The following is a 15,346-nucleotide window of genomic DNA, read 5'->3' as shown; positions in this document are numbered from 1 at the left end:
AGCGCGCCATCGAGCTGTTGAGTAGGACGGCATCTCAGCACGAACCCGAAGGCCCGGCCAAGGGGTCGGGTGAAACTTTTCACAAAGGGAGGGGTGGCGGAAACGCGGGGGGACATGGCAAAGGGGCGGCAGTCGCCTGCCGCCCCGTCAGTCCGCTTGATCACCCGATGAGATGAACGGGCTCGTCACGGATGTGGCTTCACCCGTTCAGCTCATGCGGAGCGCCAGGAAGAAGTCGAGCTTGTCCTCCAGGCGGGAGAGGTCCCGTCCGGTGAGCTGTTCGATCCGGCCGACCCGGTAGCGGAGCGTGTTGACGTGCAGGTGGAGGCGGGTCGCGCAGCGGGTCCAGGAGCCGTCGCAGTCGAGGAACGCCTCGAGGGTCGGGATGAGCTCGGCCCGGTGGCGGCGGTCGTAGTCCTTGAGCGGGTCGAGGAGCCGCGCGGTGAAGGCGCGGCGGACGTCGTCGGGCACGAAGGGCAGCAGCAGGACGTGGGAGGCCAGCTCGTGGTGTCCGGCGGCGCAGACGCGGCCGGGGCGGGCGGCGGCGACCCGGCGGGCGTGCCGGGCCTCTTCCAGGGCGCCGCGCAGGCCCTCGGCGGAGTGCACGGCGGCGCTGACGCCGAGGGTGAGCCGGCCGTCGCCGTCGAGGCCGGCGGACAGCGGGGTGCGGACGGAGGCGAGGAGCGCGTCGGCGTGCAGGCCGAGGGTGGCGGCGGGGACGTCGTCCTCGCTGTCCGGGAGGGGGGCGGTGGCCAGCGGGACGAGGGCGATGGCCTCGTCGCCGCTGTGGGCGACGGCGATCCGGTCGGCGGAGTCGGCTCCGGAGGTGGCCGGGTCGACGAGGATCTCCTCCAGGAGGGACTGGGCGACCGGGCCGGTGTCGAGGGCGGTCTGGCCGGGGTCCTGGTCCCATTCGACGCGGGCGACGACGACCTGCCAGTGCGGGGCGGTGCCGAGGCCGGGCAGGAGGACGGGGGCGGCGACGCGCAGGCGGGCGGCGATCTCGGCGGGGGCGGCGCCCGTCTGGACCAGTTCCAGGACTTCCTGGGCGAGCCGGCGGCGTACGGTGCGGGCGGCGTCGCGCCGGTCCCGTTCGACGGCGATGAGCTGGGTGACGCCCTGGAGCAGGTCGAGGCGGGCGGCGGGCCAGTCGCCGGCGTCGGCCTCGACGGCGAGCAGCCAGTCGGACAGGACGGTTTCCCGCACGTCGCGGGCGGCGGGGGCGGCGCCGCGGCCGGTGTTGCGGATCGGGAACAGGGAGTAGGCCGTTCCGCCGATGCTGAGGCGGTGGGGGCCGCGCCGCCCGGTGCGGGTGGCGGCGAGGTGTTCGCCGGCGAGGGTGGCGGCCAGGCCGGGCTCCAGGGGCTCTCCGGCGCCGGCGATCTGGCGGCCGGTGGGGGACAGCACCCAGGCGCGCAGGTCCAGGTCGGAGCCGAGGAGGTCGAGGACGACCTCGGGGCCGCCGCCGGCGGGTCCGGAGGTCATGAGGCGCCTGTGGCGGTCGACGACGGCGGCGAGGTCGCCCGCGCGCTCGCCGGAGACCTGTCGAACAACGTGTTCGGTGATCGTCGCGAACGCAACGGATTCGTTGACCGCGAAGAGGGGCAGTCGATGGCGAGAACACGCCTGTACGAGGTCGTCGGGGATATCGCCCAGCTCGGCCTCTCCGGCGGCCAGGGCGGCCACTCCGGCGGAAGCGAGGATGCGGACGAAGGGCTCGGCGTCGGCGGGCTCCCGGAGCCAGGCGAGGCCGGTGAGGACCAGCTCACCTCCGGAGAGGTAGCGGCTGGGGTCCTTGAGGTCCGTCGTCATCACGCCGCGGACGGTGCGGTCCAGCTCGTCGTCGCCGCCGAGCAGGCGCAGCCCCAGCGCGTCGTTCTCCAGCAGTGCGCGCAGCCGCATGATGTCGCCGCCGTTCCTTCTCGTCAGGGTGGAGGTGTGTCGCGTTGTCGTCGGTGGCGTGGTGCCACCGTTTCCGGGGGGAAACAGCGAGGTGAGTGTTTCCCGCCTTTCGTTCGAATCTACAAGACGAGGATGGCAGCCAGCCAACCGCTTCATGGTTTCTGTCACTGCACCCTGAGGTCAGGGGCTTGTGTACTAGGCCACACACCGCGTGAACAGCACATGAACCGCACGTCGAGGGCCGGCCGTCCCCCTAGGCCCGTACGAACGACACCCCCCTGATCACTAGAAGCACAAGAAGAGAGCCACCATGGACTTCCTTCGCCCCGCAAGCTGGGAGGAGGCGCTCGCCGCCAAGGCCGAGCACCCCACGGCCGTCCCCATCGCAGGCGGTACGGACATCATGGTCGAGATCAACTTCGACCACCGGCGTCCCGAGTACCTCCTGGACCTCAACCGGATCGAGCTCCTGCGCGAGTGGGAGGTCGGCGAGGAGAACGTCCGCCTCGGCGCTTCCGTTCCGTACACCCAGATCATGGAGAACCTGCGGGCCGAGCTCCCGGGTCTGGCGCTCGCCTCGCACACCGTCGCCTCTCCGCAGATCCGCAACCGCGGCGGCGTCGGCGGCAACCTGGGCACCGCCTCCCCGGCCGGTGACGCCCACCCCGCGCTGCTCGCGGCGGGCGCCGAGGTCGAGGTGGAGTCGGTCCGCGGCAGCCGGTTCATCCCGATCGACGAGTTCTACAAGGGCGTGAAGCGCAACGCGCTGGAGCCCGACGAGCTCATCAAGACCGTCCACATCAAGAAGGCGGACGGCCCCCAGCAGTACTCCAAGGTCGGCACCCGCAACGCGATGGTGATCGCCGTGTGCGCCTTCGGTCTCGCGCTGCACCCGGAGACCCGCACGGTGCGCACCGGCATCGGCTCCGCCGCGCCGACGCCGGTGCGGGCGACCGCCGCCGAGGAGTTCCTGAACGCGGCCCTCGAGGAGGGCGGCTTCTGGGAGAGCGGCAAGATCATCACTCCCTCGATCGCCAAGCAGTTCGCGGAGCTCGCCTCCGGCGCCTGCAACCCGATCGACGACGTCCGAGGCACCGCCAAGTACCGCCGGCACGCCGTGGGCATCATGGCCCGCCGCACGCTGGGCTGGACCTGGGAGCAGTACCGCGGCACCGGCCGCACCCTTGAAGGAGCTGCATAACCATGCGCGTGAATTTCACGGTCAACGGTCGTCCGCAGGAAGCCGACGACGTCTGGGAGGGCGAGTCCCTCCTCTACGTTCTGCGTGAGCGCCTGGGCCTGCCCGGCTCCAAGAACGCCTGCGAGCAGGGCGAGTGCGGTTCCTGCACGGTCCGTCTGGACGGGGTGCCGGTCTGTTCGTGTCTGGTCGCCGCCGGTCAGGTCGAGGGCCGCGAGGTCGTCACCGTCGAGGGTCTGGCGGAGTACGCCAAGCAGCGCGAGGAGCACGGCCACGGGGGCTGTGCCTCCGGCGCCTGCGGCACCTCGCTCGACGCGGCGAAGAAGTGGGAGGCCAAGCCGGGTCAGGACTCGCAGACCGGTGAGGGTGTCGAACTCTCCCCGATCCAGCAGGCGTTCATCGACGCCGGCGCGGTCCAGTGCGGTTTCTGCACCCCCGGTCTGCTGGTCGCGGCCGACGAGATGCTGGAGCGCAACCCGTCCCCGACGGACGCGGACATCCGCGAGGCGCTCTCCGGCAACCTCTGCCGCTGCACCGGTTACGAGAAGATCCTCGACGCGGTCCGCCTCGCGGCCGCTCGCCAGGAGCGCCAGGGAGAGGCGGTCTGACGATGGCTCAGAACACCCGTACCGTACCGGTGGGCACGCCCACCGAGGTCACCCAGAACCACAACCAGGGCGGCGTCGGCGCGTCCACGCTCCGCCCGGACGGCACCCTCAAGGTCACCGGCGAGTTCGCCTACTCCTCGGACATGTGGCACGAGGACATGCTGTGGGGCCAGATCCTGCGCTCCACCGTCGCGCACGCCGAGATCGTGTCCATCGACACCTCCGAGGCCCTCGCCATGGACGGCGTCTACGCCGTCCTGACGGCGGACGACCTGCCGGCGGCGAAGAACTACGGCCTGGAGTTCCGCGACACCCCGGTGCTCGCCTACGGCAAGGTCCGTCACCACGGTGAGCCGGTCGCCCTCGTGGGCGCCGACCACCCGGAGACGGCGCGCCGCGCCGCCGCGAAGATCAAGGTGGAGTACCGGGAGCTGCCCCTCATCACCGATGAGGCATCGGCGACCGCGCCCGACGCCGTGCTCGTGCACGAGAACCGCCAGGACCGGCACGCGAGCCACGTCCCGCACCCGAACATCGTGCACCGCCAGCCGATCATCCGCGGCAACGTGGAGGAGGCCCGCAAGCGGGCCGACGTGATCGTCGAGGGCGAGTACACCTTCGGCATGCAGGACCAGGCGTTCCTCGGCCCGGAGTCCGGCCTCGCGGTGCCCGCCGAGGACGGCGGCATCGACCTCTACGTGGCCACCCAGTGGCTGCACGCGGACCGCGAGCAGATCGCGCCCTGCCTCGGTCTGCCCGAGGAGAAGGTCCGCATGACGATGGCCGGCGTCGGCGGCGCCTTCGGCGGCCGCGAGGACATCTCGATGCAGATCCTCGCCTCCGTGCTCGCCCTGCGCACGGGCAAGCCGGTCAAGATGGTCTACAACCGCTACGAGTCCTTCTTCGGGCACGTCCACCGGCACCCGGCCAAGCTCTACTACGAGCACGGCGCCACCAAGGACGGCAAGCTCACGCACATGAAGTGCAAGATCGTCCTGGACGGCGGCGCCTACGCCTCCTCCACGGTCTCGGTCGTCGGCAACGCCTCGTCGCTGTCGGTCGGCCCGTACGTCGTCGACGACGTCGAGATCGAGGCGATCGGCCTCTTCACCAACAACCCGCCCTGCGGCGCGATGCGCGGCTTCGGCGCCGTCCAGGCATGCTTCGCCTACGAGGCCCAGATGGACAAGCTCGCGGCGAAGCTGGGCATGGACCCGGTCGAGTTCCGCCAGCTCAACGCCATGGAGCAGGGCACGCTCATGCCGACCGGCCAGGTCGTGGACTCGCCGGCTCCGGTCGCCGAGCTGCTGCGCCGGGTCAAGGCCCGCCCGATGCCGCCGGAGCGCCAGTGGGAGACCGCCGGCGAGGGCGCGGACGTCCGCGCGCTGCCGGGCGGCCTGTCCAACACCACGCACGGCGAAGGTGTGGTGCGCGGCGTCGGCTACGCGGTCGGCATCAAGAACGTCGGCTTCTCCGAGGGCTTCGACGACTACTCGACCGCCCGCATCCGCATGGAGGTCATCAACGGCGAGGCCGTCGCGACGGTGCACACCGCCGCCGCGGAGGTCGGCCAGGGTGGTGTCACCATCCACGCGCAGATCGCCCGTACGGAGCTCGGTGTCCAGCAGGTCACCATCCACCCGGCCGACACGCAGGTGGGCTCGGCCGGTTCGACCTCGGCGGGCCGCCAGACGTACATGACCGGTGGCGCCATCAAGAACTCCTGCGAGCTGGTCCGCGAGAAGGTCCTGGAGATGGGCCGGCGCAAGTTCGGCTCGTACCACCCGGCCTGGGCCACGGCCGAACTCCTCCTGGAGGGCGGCAAGGTCGTCACCGACGGCGGCGAGGTCCTCGCGACGATCGTGGACGTCCTCGGCGACGAGGCCGTGGAGGTCGAGGAGCAGTGGCGGCACCGTCCCACGCAGCCCTTCGACCTCGTCACCGGCCAGGGCAACGGCCACGTGCAGTACGCCTTCGCGGCGCACCGCGCGGTGGTGGAGGTCGACACCGAGCTCGGTCTCGTCAAGGTGATCGAGCTGGCCTGCGCGCAGGACGTCGGCAAGGCCGTCAACCCCCTCTCCGTCGTCGGCCAGATCCAGGGTGGCACCACCCAGGGCCTGGGCGTGGCGGTGATGGAGGAGATCATCGTCGACCCGAAGACCGCGAAGGTGCGCAACCCCTCCTTCACGGACTACCTGATCCCGACCATCCTCGACACGCCGACCATCCCGGTCGACTACCTCGAGCTGGCCGACCCCAACGCGCCGTACGGCGTGCGGGGCATCGGTGAGGCCCCGACCCTGTCGTCGACCCCGGCCGTCCTCGCGGCGATCCGGAACGCGACGGGCCTGGAGCTCACCAAGACGCCGGTCCGCCCCGAGCACCTCACCGGCACCCTGTAGGACCTCTCCGGACGGTGCGTGCCTCCCCGGAACGTCACGCTTCCCCCGCCCGCACCGTCCGGAGATCACCCGCAGAACCGCAGTAACGGCAGTACCCCAGCAGTACCCACGTAGCCGCATCACCGCCCCATCGCAGTACGCAGTACCGATTCACCCGTTCGTCTCGGGCCGTCCCCCGGGTCGTGCAGCCAACTTGATATCCCAAATCCCGCAATCCCCAACGCTTTCTGCGGGTGCCCCTTTGAACCTTGGGAGTAGGCCCCATGACCCAGTCGTCAGTGGAGCCCAAGACCACGGCCGAGGACGCGGGCAACGGCTCGCGCAACCCCGCCGGCAGGTCTTGGCTCGACCGGTACTTTCACATCTCGGAGAGAGGATCCACCGTCGCGACGGAGATCCGCGGCGGCGTCACCACCTTCATGGCGATGGCGTACATTCTCCTGCTCAACCCCCTGATCCTCTCCGGCAAGGATGTGGACGGCAACGTCCTCAGCCAGCCCGCGCTGATCACCGCCACGGCGCTGTGCGCGGCTGCCACGACCCTCCTCATGGGTTTCTGGGGCAAGGTCCCGCTGGCCCTCGCGGCCGGTCTCAGCGTCTCCGGCGTCATGGCCTCGCAGGTCGTGCCGGTCATGACCTGGCCGCAGGCCATGGGCATGTCGGTGGCCTACGGTGCCGTGATCTGTCTCCTGGTGGTCACCGGCCTCCGCGAGATGATCATGAACGCGATCCCCCTCGCGCTCAAGCACGCCATCACCATCGGCATCGGTCTCTTCATCGCGATCATCGGCTTCGTGAAGGCCGGCTTCGTGCACGAGAACCCGGCTCCCGGCGGCGGCCCCGTGTCGCTCGGCCCGGCCGGTGAGCTCATGGGCTGGCCCGTGCTGATCTTCGCCGTCACCCTCCTGCTGATCTTCTCCCTGCAGGCCCGCAACGTCCCCGGCGCCATCCTCATCGGCATCGTCGTCGGCACGATCGTCGCGGTCATCCTCAACGCGATCGCCGACATCCCGGGCAAGGCATGGTTCTCCGGCCCGCCGGAGCTGGACGGCAGCGCGGTCTCCGCGCCGGACTTCACGCTCTTCGGCGAGGTCTCCTTCACCGGCTGGGGCGACGTCGGCTACATCACGATCACTATGATCGTCTTCACCCTGGTGCTGGCCGGCTTCTTCGACGCCATGGCGACCATCCTGGGCGTCGGCACCGAGGCCAAGCTCGCCGACGACAAGGGCCGCATGCCGGGCCTGTCCAAGGCCCTGTTCATCGACGGCGCCGGCGGCGTCATCGGCGGCGCGGGCGGTGCCTCCGGCCAGACGGTCTTCGTCGAGTCCGCCACCGGCGTCGGCGAGGGCGCCCGCACGGGTCTGGCCTCCGTGGTCACCGGCGGATTCTTCGCCCTGTGCCTCTTCTTCACGCCGCTCACCGCGATCGTGCCGCAGGAGGTCGCCGCCGCGGCCCTGGTCGTCATCGGCTCGATGATGATGCAGAACGCCAAGCACGTCGACTGGAGCGACCGCTCCGTCGCGATCCCGGTGTTCCTCACCGTGGTCCTGATGCCCTTCACGTACACCATCACCACCGGTGTCGCGGCCGGCGTCATCTCCTACGCGGTCATCAAGTCCGCGCAGGGCAAGGCGAGGGAGGTCGGCGGCTTCATGTGGGCGCTGACCGGAGTCTTCGTCGTCTACTTCGCGATCCATCCGATCGAGAGCTGGCTGGGCGTCGGCTGACGCCCGTGACGTCGCCTCTCCACACATCCAGAGGAGTTCGAGATGCTGGACATCGCCGAGGAGCTGCACCGGTGGGTCGAGCAGGGACGTGACTTCGCCGTCGCCACCGTGGTGGCGGTCGGCGGGAGCGCGCCCCGGCAGCCGGGCGCCGCGCTCGCCGTCGACAGCGACGGCACGGCGATCGGATCCGTCTCCGGCGGATGTGTGGAGGGCGCCGTCTACGAGCTGTGCCAACAGGCCATCGAGGACGGTCGCACCGTCGTCGAGCGCTTCGGCTACAGCGACGAGGACGCCTTCGCGGTCGGCCTGACCTGCGGCGGCGTCATCGACATCCTCGTCACCCCGGTCGGCGGCGGGGTCTACCCCGCCGCGCTGGCCGCCGCCGTCTCGAAGGAGGCGGCTGCCCTGGCCCGCATCGTGGCCGGCCCCGAGGAGCTGATGGGCCGGGCCGTCCTGGTCCGCCCCGACGGCTCGTACGAGGGCGGGCTCGGCGGCCACCCCGAGCTGGACCGCACCGCGGCGGCCGAGGCCCGCGCGATGCTGGACGCGGGCCGCACCGGCACCGTCGAGATCGGCGAGGACGGCAGCCGCTGCGGACAGCCGCTCACCCTCCTGGTGGAGTCCTCGGTCCCCGCACCGCGCATGATCGTCTTCGGCGCGATCGACTTCGCGTCCGCGCTCGTCCGGGTCGGCAAGTTCCTCGGCTACCACGTGACCGTCTGCGACGCCCGTCCCGTCTTCGCGACGAAGCTCCGCTTCCCCGAGGCCGACGAGATCGTCGTCGAATGGCCCCACCGCTACCTGGAGTCCCAGGCCGCCGCGGGCGACGTCGACGGCCGCACCGTGCTGTGCGTCCTGACCCACGACGCCAAGTTCGACGTGCCCCTGCTTCGGACGGCCCTCAGGCTTCCCGTCGCCTACGTCGGCGCGATGGGCTCCCGCCGCACCCACGAGGACCGCAACAAGCGCCTGCGCGAGGTCGGCGTCACCGACCTCGAACTCGCCCGTCTGCGCTCCCCGATCGGACTCGACCTCGGCGCCCGTACGCCGGAGGAGACGGCCCTGTCCATCGGCGCCGAGATCGTCGCCCACCGGCGCGGCGGCAGCGGCGTCTCCCTGACCGGTGCGCACACCCCCATCCACCACGACGGCCCGCGCGCCCCGGCCGGGCGCATCGGCTCGGTGGCCTGAGGCGCCGCCGCGGCCACGCCCTCGATCCTTCCCGCCGTGCCCGTCGGGCGCTCCGGTCTTCCCGAGCGCCCGACGGGCTTCTCGCGTTCCGGGCCCGGCGAGGGCGCGGTGCCGTCCGGTACGGGTGCCGGGGGCCGGCTCAGTTCTTGCGGAGGCCGTGCAGCAGCAGCTCGGCGAGCTGTTCGTACGCGGCCGCGTCGGCGAGGCCGGTCGCGGCGGCCACCTGCCGCCGCTGGATGCGGACCATGACGGAGGCGATGACGTCGGCCGCGAAGCTCACGTGCACCTCGCGGAAGACACCGGCCGTCACGCCCTCCTCGATGAGCTGCTGGACGCGGCCGGCGGCGGCGCGCGTGTTGCGCTCGTAGACCTCGGCGGCCGGCTCGAAGGCGGCCACGTCGTCGAAGAACTCGCGGGAGACGGGGGCCAGTTCGGCGGAGACGGCGCGCAGATACGCGGCCAGGCGTTCGGCGGGGCCGGTCGCGGCGGCGAGCACCGCCTCGACGCGGACGGTGGCGCGGCGGAAGAAGTGGACCACGGCGGCCCGGACGAGCTGCTCCTTGCTGCCGGCCAGGCCGTAGAGGGTCCGCTTGGAGCAGTGCAGCCGGGCGGCGAGGTCGTCGAGCGTCAGTCGGGCGAAGCCCTCGCCGACCAGGAGCGCCACCAGTTCCTCGAAGAGCTCGGAGCGCCGGGCGGCGCCCCGGCCGGTGAGCCGGGGTGTGTCGGCGGCGGAGGTCTCGATCACCCGAACAGTATGCCGGGTCGACCCGTTCGGGGGGTTACGCGGACCCCCTTCTGCGCTACGCTAACCGGTACTGCGGTACCCCTCGCAGTACCGGTTCAGAGCTTTCGAAGCTTTCGCAGCACCGACTGCGTCGTGATGGAGTCGCCATGGATGTCGACCGCCTGCTTCCCACCCCCGAGGCAGCGGACCTCATCGCTCTCACGCGGGAGATCGCCGACAAGGAGCTCGCCTCCCGCGTCGACGAGCACGAGGCCGCCGAGACGTACCCGGAGGGCCTGTTCGCGACCCTCGGCGAGGCCGGGCTGCTCGGCCTCGCGTATCCCGAGGAGTTCGGCGGCGGAGGCCAGCCCTACGAGGTCTACCTCCAGGTCCTCGAAGAGCTCGCCGCCCGCTGGGCCGCCGTCGCCGTCGCCACCAGCGTCCACACCCTGGCCTGCCATCCGCTGTACGCCTTCGGCACCCCGGAGCAGAAGGAGCGCTGGTTGCCGGACATGCTGGAGGGCCGGCTCATCGGCGGCTACAGCCTCTCCGAGCCGCAGGCCGGCTCCGACGCGGCCGCGCTCGCCTGCAAGGCCGAGCTCACCGAGGACGGCGCCGCCTACCGCGTCACCGGCACCAAGGCGTGGATCACCCACGGCGGCCGGGCCGGCTTCTACGCCCTGTTCGCCCGCACCGCCCCCGGCAGCCACGGCATCTCCTGCTTCCTCGCCCCCGGCGAGGCCGAGGGCCTGAGCTTCGGCAGGCCGGAGCGCAAGATGGGCCTCCAGGCGGTCCCCACCACCTCCGCCTACTGGGACGGCGCGCTCGTCGACGCCGACCGGCGCATCGGCGACGAGGGCCAGGGCCTCCAGATCGCCTTCAGCGCCCTCGACAACGGGCGCCTCGGCATCGCCGCCTGCGCGACCGGTCTCGCCCAGGCCGCCCTGAGCGCCGCCGTGGCCTACGCCAACGAGCGGAGCACCTTCGGGCGGAAGATCATCGACCACCAGGGCCTCGGTTTCCTGCTCGCCGACATGGCCGCCGCCGTCGACGCGGCCCGCGCCACCTACCTGGACGCGGCCCGCCGCCGCGACCTCGGCCGGCCCTTCAGCCGCCAGGCCAGCGTCGCGAAGCTGATCGCGACCGACACGGCCATGAAGGTCACCACGGACGCGGTGCAGGTGCTCGGCGGCTACGGCTACACGCGGGACTTCCCGGTCGAGCGCTACATGCGCGAGGCCAAGATCATGCAGATCTTCGAGGGGACCAACCAGATCCAGCGCCTGGTCATCAGCCGCGGCCTGACCGCCTGACCGCCCGACCGCTTGACCGCCTGACCACCCATGAGGCGGCCCGGGAGCGGGCCGCCGGTTCGTACGAGGAGTTCCATGGACATCGCAGGTTCCGCCGCGCTCGTCACCGGGGCCGCTTCCGGCCTCGGGGCCGCCACCGCCGCCGCGCTCGCCGCGAAGGGGGCCACCGTCTACGGCCTGGACCTCGACAAGGCGGTCGCCGGGGCCGAGGCCCCCGCCGACGGGGTCACCCTGCTCGCGGCCGACGTCACCGACGAGGAGCAGGTGCGGGCCGCGCTCGCCCGCGTCGAGGAGGACGGGGCCGAGCTGCGGCTCGCCGTGAACTGCGCCGGGATCGCGCCCTCCGCGCGGGTCCTCGGCCGCAAGGGACCGCACGATCTCGCCCTGTTCCGCACGGTCCTGGACGTCAACCTGGTCGGCACCTTCAACGTGATGCGGCTCGCCGCCGAGGTCATCGCGCGGCAGGAGGCCGACGGGAACGGCCAGCGCGGTCTGGTCGTGAACACCGCCTCCATCGCCGCCTTCGAGGGCCAGGTCGGCCAGATCGCGTACGCCGCCTCCAAGGCCGGCGTCGCCGGCATGACCCTCACCGCCGCCCGCGACCTCGCCCAGTTCGGCATCCGGGTCGTCACCGTCGCCCCCGGTATCGTCGACACCCCGATGATGGCCGGGTTCTCCGAGGAGATCCGGGCCGGGCTCGCCGCCGGGGTCACCTTCCCGCAGCGACTGGCCCGCCCCGAGGAGTACGCCCGCCTGGTCACCATGATCGCCGAGCACGACTACCTCAACGGCGAGACGATCCGGATGGACGGCGCTCTGCGCATGGCCCCCCGCTGATCCGAGCGCCGCTGACCTGGTACGTGGCACCAAGTGCCGCCGCGTGAGGGATCCGAGTGCTAGGTTCGGGGTATGAGCACGAACCCCGCCAAGCCCTCGATGCGTGACTCCCTCGTCGCGGCGGCCTTCCAGCTCTTCCTGGAGCGCGGCTACGAGCAGACGACGATCGACGACATCGTCAGGACGGCCGGGGTCGGCCGGAGGTCCTTCTTCCGGTACTTCCCGTCCAAGGAGGACGTGGTCTTCCCCGACCACGAGCAGAGCCTCGCCGACATGACGGCCTTCCTCGCCGCGAGCGAGGACTCCGACGACCCGCTGGTCCGCGTCTGCGAGGCCACCCGGCTCGTGATGCGGATGTACGCCGAGAACCCGACCTTCTCCGTCCAGCGCTACCGGCTCACCCGTGAGGTCACGGGACTGCGGACGTACGAGCTCTCGGTCGTCTGGCGGTACGAGAAGACCCTCGGCGACTACCTCCGCACCCGCTTCGCCGACCGCCGCGACGGCACCCTGCGGGCCAACGTGGTCGCGGCGGCCGTGGTCGCCGCGCACAACCACGCCCTGCGCCACTGGCTGCGCTCCGGTGGCGAGGGCGACCCGCTGGCCGAGGTCGACCGGGCCCTGGAGTTCGTCCGGGAGACCTGGAGCCCGCAGCCCGGACCGGCCGGCCCGGCGGGGGAGCAGGAGACCGACGACGTGGTCGTCGTCATCACCAAGCGTTCCACCCCCATGTGGCGGGTGGTGCGCGAGGTGGAATCGAGCCTCGGAGACGGCTGAGGGACGGCCGGGGATCTCAGTATCGTCAATTGAGGGAACTCAGGTCTTTATTTGCTGGCACTCAGTGCCATATCTTTGCTCCATGCACGGTTGAGCCGCCGAGTGCAAGGAGAAGCATCGTGTTCCCCACCGGATCCTCCACGGGCCTGCGGAACGGGACCAGCGCCGTCCTGGCCGACGAGTCGGCCGCCGAGCCCGAGCTCTACTTCCAGCGCTGCCGCTGGTGCCACACCACCACCTTCCAGCGCCTGCTCTGCCCGACCTGCGGGTCGACCGACCTGGCCCCCGAACTCAGCGCCGGAGAAGGCGTGATCTCCGTACGGCGCGCCTTCACCGCGGCCCAGGCCGACCTGTGGCCGGTGCACATGGCCGAGGGCTTCGTGGTGCGCTGCCGGGTCGACGGACCGCCGCACGCGGTGCGCCCCGGGGCCCGGGTCAGGCTCGCCTCCGGAGGGTCCGGCACCGGCCGCAGGCCGGTCGTCCGGCTCTGCGAGGAGCCCGCCCTCGACGGCTGGTTCTGAAAGGCGACAGTCCGGACGCGACGGCGGAAGGGGCGGGTGGCACAGAGTGCCACCCGCCCCTTCCGCCGTGTCAGAGACGTGGTGAGGTCAGCGCGCGCCGATCTCGTCCGTCAGTTGCGGCAGCACCTCGAAGAGGTCGCCGACCACGCCGTAGTCGACCAGGTCGAAGATCGGGGCCTCCGGGTCCTTGTTGACCGCGACGATCGTCTTCGAGGTCTGCATGCCGGCCCGGTGCTGGATCGCCCCGGAGATGCCCGCCGCGATGTAGAGCTGCGGCGAGACCTGCTTGCCGGTCTGGCCCACCTGGTTGGCGTGCGGGTACCAGCCCGCGTCCACCGCGGCGCGGGAGGCGCCGACGGCCGCGCCGAGCGAGTCGGCCAGCTTCTCGACGACGCCGAAGCCCTCGGCCGCGCCGACACCGCGGCCGCCCGAGACCACGATCGCCGACTCGGTCAGCTCCGGGCGGCCGGTGGAGACCCGCGGGGTGCGCGAGACGACCTTGGCGGCGTTGCCCGAGAAGGCGACCGACACGTTCTCGACCGTTCCCGCGGCCGGAGCGGCCTCCGGGGCGGCCGAGTTCGGCTTGACGGTGATGACCGGCACGCCGTGCGAGACGGCCGACTTCACCTGGTACGAGGCGGCGAACACCGACTGGGTGGCGACCGGGCCGTTCTCGCCGGCCTCCAGGTCCACGGCGTCGGTGATCAGACCGGAGCCCAGGCGCAGCGCCACCCGCGCCGCGACCTCCTTGCCCTCGCCCGAGGAGGTCACCAGGACGGCGGCGACGCCCTTGTCCTGGGCGATCTGGGTGAGCGCGTCGACCTTCGGCACGACCAGTCGCTCGTCGAACTCCGCGCCGTCCGCGACGTACACGGTCGCCGCGCCGTACTCACCGGCCGTCGCGGCGATCGAGGCCGCGGCCTCGCCGGCGCCGAGGACGACCGCCGAGGGCTCGCCGAGCCGGCGGGCCAGCGTGAGCAGTTCGAGGGCCGGCTTGCGGACCGCACCGTCGGCGTGGTCCACGAGAACCAGGATCTCAGCCATGATTCCTTGCTCCTGAGGTGTGGTGACGGTGGGTCAGATGAACTTCTGGGCGGAGAGGAACGCCGCGAGCTGCTTGCCGCCCTCGCCCTCGTCCGTGACGATCGTGCCCTGCGTACGGGCCGGGCGGGCCGCGACCGACTCGACCAGGGTCCAGGAGCCCGCGAGGCCGACCTCGTCGGCGTCGATGCCGAGGTCGTCCAGGTCCAGCTCCTCGACCGGCTTCTTCTTGGCGGCCATGATCCCCTTGAAGGAGGGGTAGCGGGCCTCGCCCGACTGGTCGGTGACCGACACGACGGCCGGCAGCGGGGCCTCGAGCTGCTCGCTCGCGGCGTCGCCGTCCCGGCGGCCCTTCACGGTGCCGTCCTCGACCGAGACCTCGGACAGCAGCGTCACCTGCGGCAGGTTCAGCCGCTCGGCGAGCAGTGCCGGCAGCACGCCCATGGTGCCGTCCGTCGAGGCCATGCCGCAGACGACCAGGTCGAAGCCGGTCTTCTCCAGGGCCTTGGCCAGGATCGCGGAGGTGCCGATCACGTCGGTGCCGTGGATGTCCTCGTCGTTGACGTGGACGGCCTTGTCGGCGCCCATGGACAGCGCCTTGCGCAGGGCGTCCTTGGCGTCGTCCGGGCCGACGGTGATCACGGTGACCTCGGCGTCGTCGGACTCCTCCGAGATGCGCAGCGCCTGCTCGACCGCGTACTCGTCGAGCTCCGAGAGGAGGCCGTCCACGGCCTCGCGGTCGGTGGTCAGATCGTCGGCGAAACCGCGGTCGCCGGTGGCGTCGGGAACGTACTTCACACAGACAGCGATCTTGAGGGTCACGGCCTGTCTCCTTTCGACGGGCAGGTGGTTACGGGAGGTTGCGGGCCATGACGATGCGCTGGACCTGGTTGGTGCCTTCGTAGATCTGGGTGATCTTGGCGTCGCGCATCATGCGTTCGACGGGGTAGTCGCGGGTGTAGCCGTAGCCGCCGAGGAGCTGGACGGCGTCGGTGGTGACCTCCATGGCGACGTCGGAGGCGAAGCACTTGGCGGCGGCGCCGAAGAAGGTCAGGGCCTCCCCGTCACCTCCGGCGGAGACGCGCTCGGACTTGGCGGCGGC

Annotated in this window: 14 protein-coding genes; 9 read left to right on the top strand and 5 right to left on the bottom strand. The window is 71.5% G+C overall.

What is annotated here, in order from left to right; genetic code table 11:
• Nucleotides 1-207: 207 nt before the first annotated feature.
• Nucleotides 208-1,902 (bottom strand): PucR family transcriptional regulator ligand-binding domain-containing protein, encoded by a 1,695-nt coding sequence (locus ABZ135_RS10315; protein WP_356693861.1) that lies wholly within the window; start codon nucleotides 1,900-1,902, stop codon nucleotides 208-210.
• A gap of 310 nt (nucleotides 1,903-2,212) precedes the next feature.
• On the opposite strand from ABZ135_RS10315, the gene ABZ135_RS10310 reads away from it, so the two are divergent.
• The 5 genes from ABZ135_RS10310 (at nucleotide 2,213) to ABZ135_RS10290 (ending at nucleotide 9,031) form a co-directional block, all read left to right on the top strand.
• On the top strand, nucleotides 2,213-3,103 hold the full coding sequence (locus tag ABZ135_RS10310; RefSeq protein WP_356693859.1) for a xanthine dehydrogenase family protein subunit M: 891 nt from the start codon (nucleotides 2,213-2,215) through the stop codon (nucleotides 3,101-3,103).
• Between the two features lie 2 nt (nucleotides 3,104-3,105).
• Nucleotides 3,106-3,708 (top strand): (2Fe-2S)-binding protein, encoded by a 603-nt coding sequence (locus ABZ135_RS10305; protein ID WP_356693857.1) that lies wholly within the window; start codon nucleotides 3,106-3,108, stop codon nucleotides 3,706-3,708.
• A gap of 2 nt (nucleotides 3,709-3,710) precedes the next feature.
• Complete coding sequence (locus ABZ135_RS10300; RefSeq protein WP_356693855.1) at nucleotides 3,711-6,110, top strand: molybdopterin cofactor-binding domain-containing protein; 2,400 nt, start codon at nucleotides 3,711-3,713, stop codon at nucleotides 6,108-6,110.
• 263 nt (nucleotides 6,111-6,373) lie between these two features.
• Entirely contained in the window at nucleotides 6,374-7,840 is a 1,467-nt protein-coding gene (locus ABZ135_RS10295) for an NCS2 family permease (protein WP_356693853.1), read from the top strand.
• A 42-nt stretch (nucleotides 7,841-7,882) separates the two neighbouring features.
• Nucleotides 7,883-9,031 carry an XdhC/CoxI family protein gene (locus ABZ135_RS10290; RefSeq protein ID WP_356693851.1) on the top strand — a complete coding sequence of 383 codons (1,149 nt, stop codon included), beginning with the start codon at nucleotides 7,883-7,885 and terminating at the stop codon, nucleotides 9,029-9,031.
• A gap of 139 nt (nucleotides 9,032-9,170) precedes the next feature.
• Here ABZ135_RS10290 and ABZ135_RS10285 read toward each other — a convergent pair whose 3' ends face one another.
• Nucleotides 9,171-9,776 (bottom strand): TetR/AcrR family transcriptional regulator, encoded by a 606-nt coding sequence (locus ABZ135_RS10285; protein WP_356693849.1) that lies wholly within the window; start codon nucleotides 9,774-9,776, stop codon nucleotides 9,171-9,173.
• Nucleotides 9,777-9,922: 146 nt separating this feature from the next.
• On the opposite strand from ABZ135_RS10285, the gene ABZ135_RS10280 reads away from it, so the two are divergent.
• From ABZ135_RS10280 to ABZ135_RS10265, 4 genes are all read left to right on the top strand, one after another.
• The gene (locus ABZ135_RS10280) at nucleotides 9,923-11,068 is read left to right on the top strand and encodes an acyl-CoA dehydrogenase family protein (protein ID WP_356693847.1); all 1,146 of its coding nucleotides are present in this window, start codon (nucleotides 9,923-9,925) and stop codon (nucleotides 11,066-11,068) included.
• 75 nt (nucleotides 11,069-11,143) lie between these two features.
• Entirely contained in the window at nucleotides 11,144-11,905 is a 762-nt protein-coding gene (locus ABZ135_RS10275; protein WP_356693845.1) for an SDR family NAD(P)-dependent oxidoreductase, read from the top strand.
• Nucleotides 11,906-11,977: 72 nt separating this feature from the next.
• Nucleotides 11,978-12,682, top strand: coding sequence for a TetR family transcriptional regulator (locus ABZ135_RS10270; protein ID WP_356693843.1), 705 nt, complete (start codon nucleotides 11,978-11,980; stop codon nucleotides 12,680-12,682).
• Between the two features lie 119 nt (nucleotides 12,683-12,801).
• Complete coding sequence (locus ABZ135_RS10265) at nucleotides 12,802-13,203, top strand: zinc ribbon domain-containing protein (RefSeq protein WP_356693841.1); 402 nt, start codon at nucleotides 12,802-12,804, stop codon at nucleotides 13,201-13,203.
• 87 nt (nucleotides 13,204-13,290) lie between these two features.
• Here the strand turns inward: ABZ135_RS10265 and ABZ135_RS10260 are convergent, their stop codons facing one another.
• The 3 genes from ABZ135_RS10260 to ABZ135_RS10250 form a co-directional block, all read right to left on the bottom strand.
• Nucleotides 13,291-14,247 (bottom strand): electron transfer flavoprotein subunit alpha/FixB family protein, encoded by a 957-nt coding sequence (locus tag ABZ135_RS10260; protein ID WP_356693839.1) that lies wholly within the window; start codon nucleotides 14,245-14,247, stop codon nucleotides 13,291-13,293.
• Between the two features lie 33 nt (nucleotides 14,248-14,280).
• Nucleotides 14,281-15,066, bottom strand: coding sequence for an electron transfer flavoprotein subunit beta/FixA family protein (locus tag ABZ135_RS10255; protein WP_356693837.1), 786 nt, complete (start codon nucleotides 15,064-15,066; stop codon nucleotides 14,281-14,283).
• A gap of 28 nt (nucleotides 15,067-15,094) precedes the next feature.
• Nucleotides 15,095-15,346: acyl-CoA dehydrogenase family protein (locus tag ABZ135_RS10250; RefSeq protein ID WP_356693835.1), on the bottom strand; the 252-nt coding region annotated here is incomplete at its 5' end.

The sequence above is a fragment of the Streptomyces sp. NPDC006339 genome, from assembly GCF_040612775.1.
In the GTDB taxonomy this organism is placed as follows: Bacteria; Actinomycetota; Actinomycetes; order Streptomycetales; family Streptomycetaceae; genus Streptomyces.
Note: the sequence above shows the minus strand (reverse complement) of the source record. Positions and strands in the feature narration are given on the sequence as shown.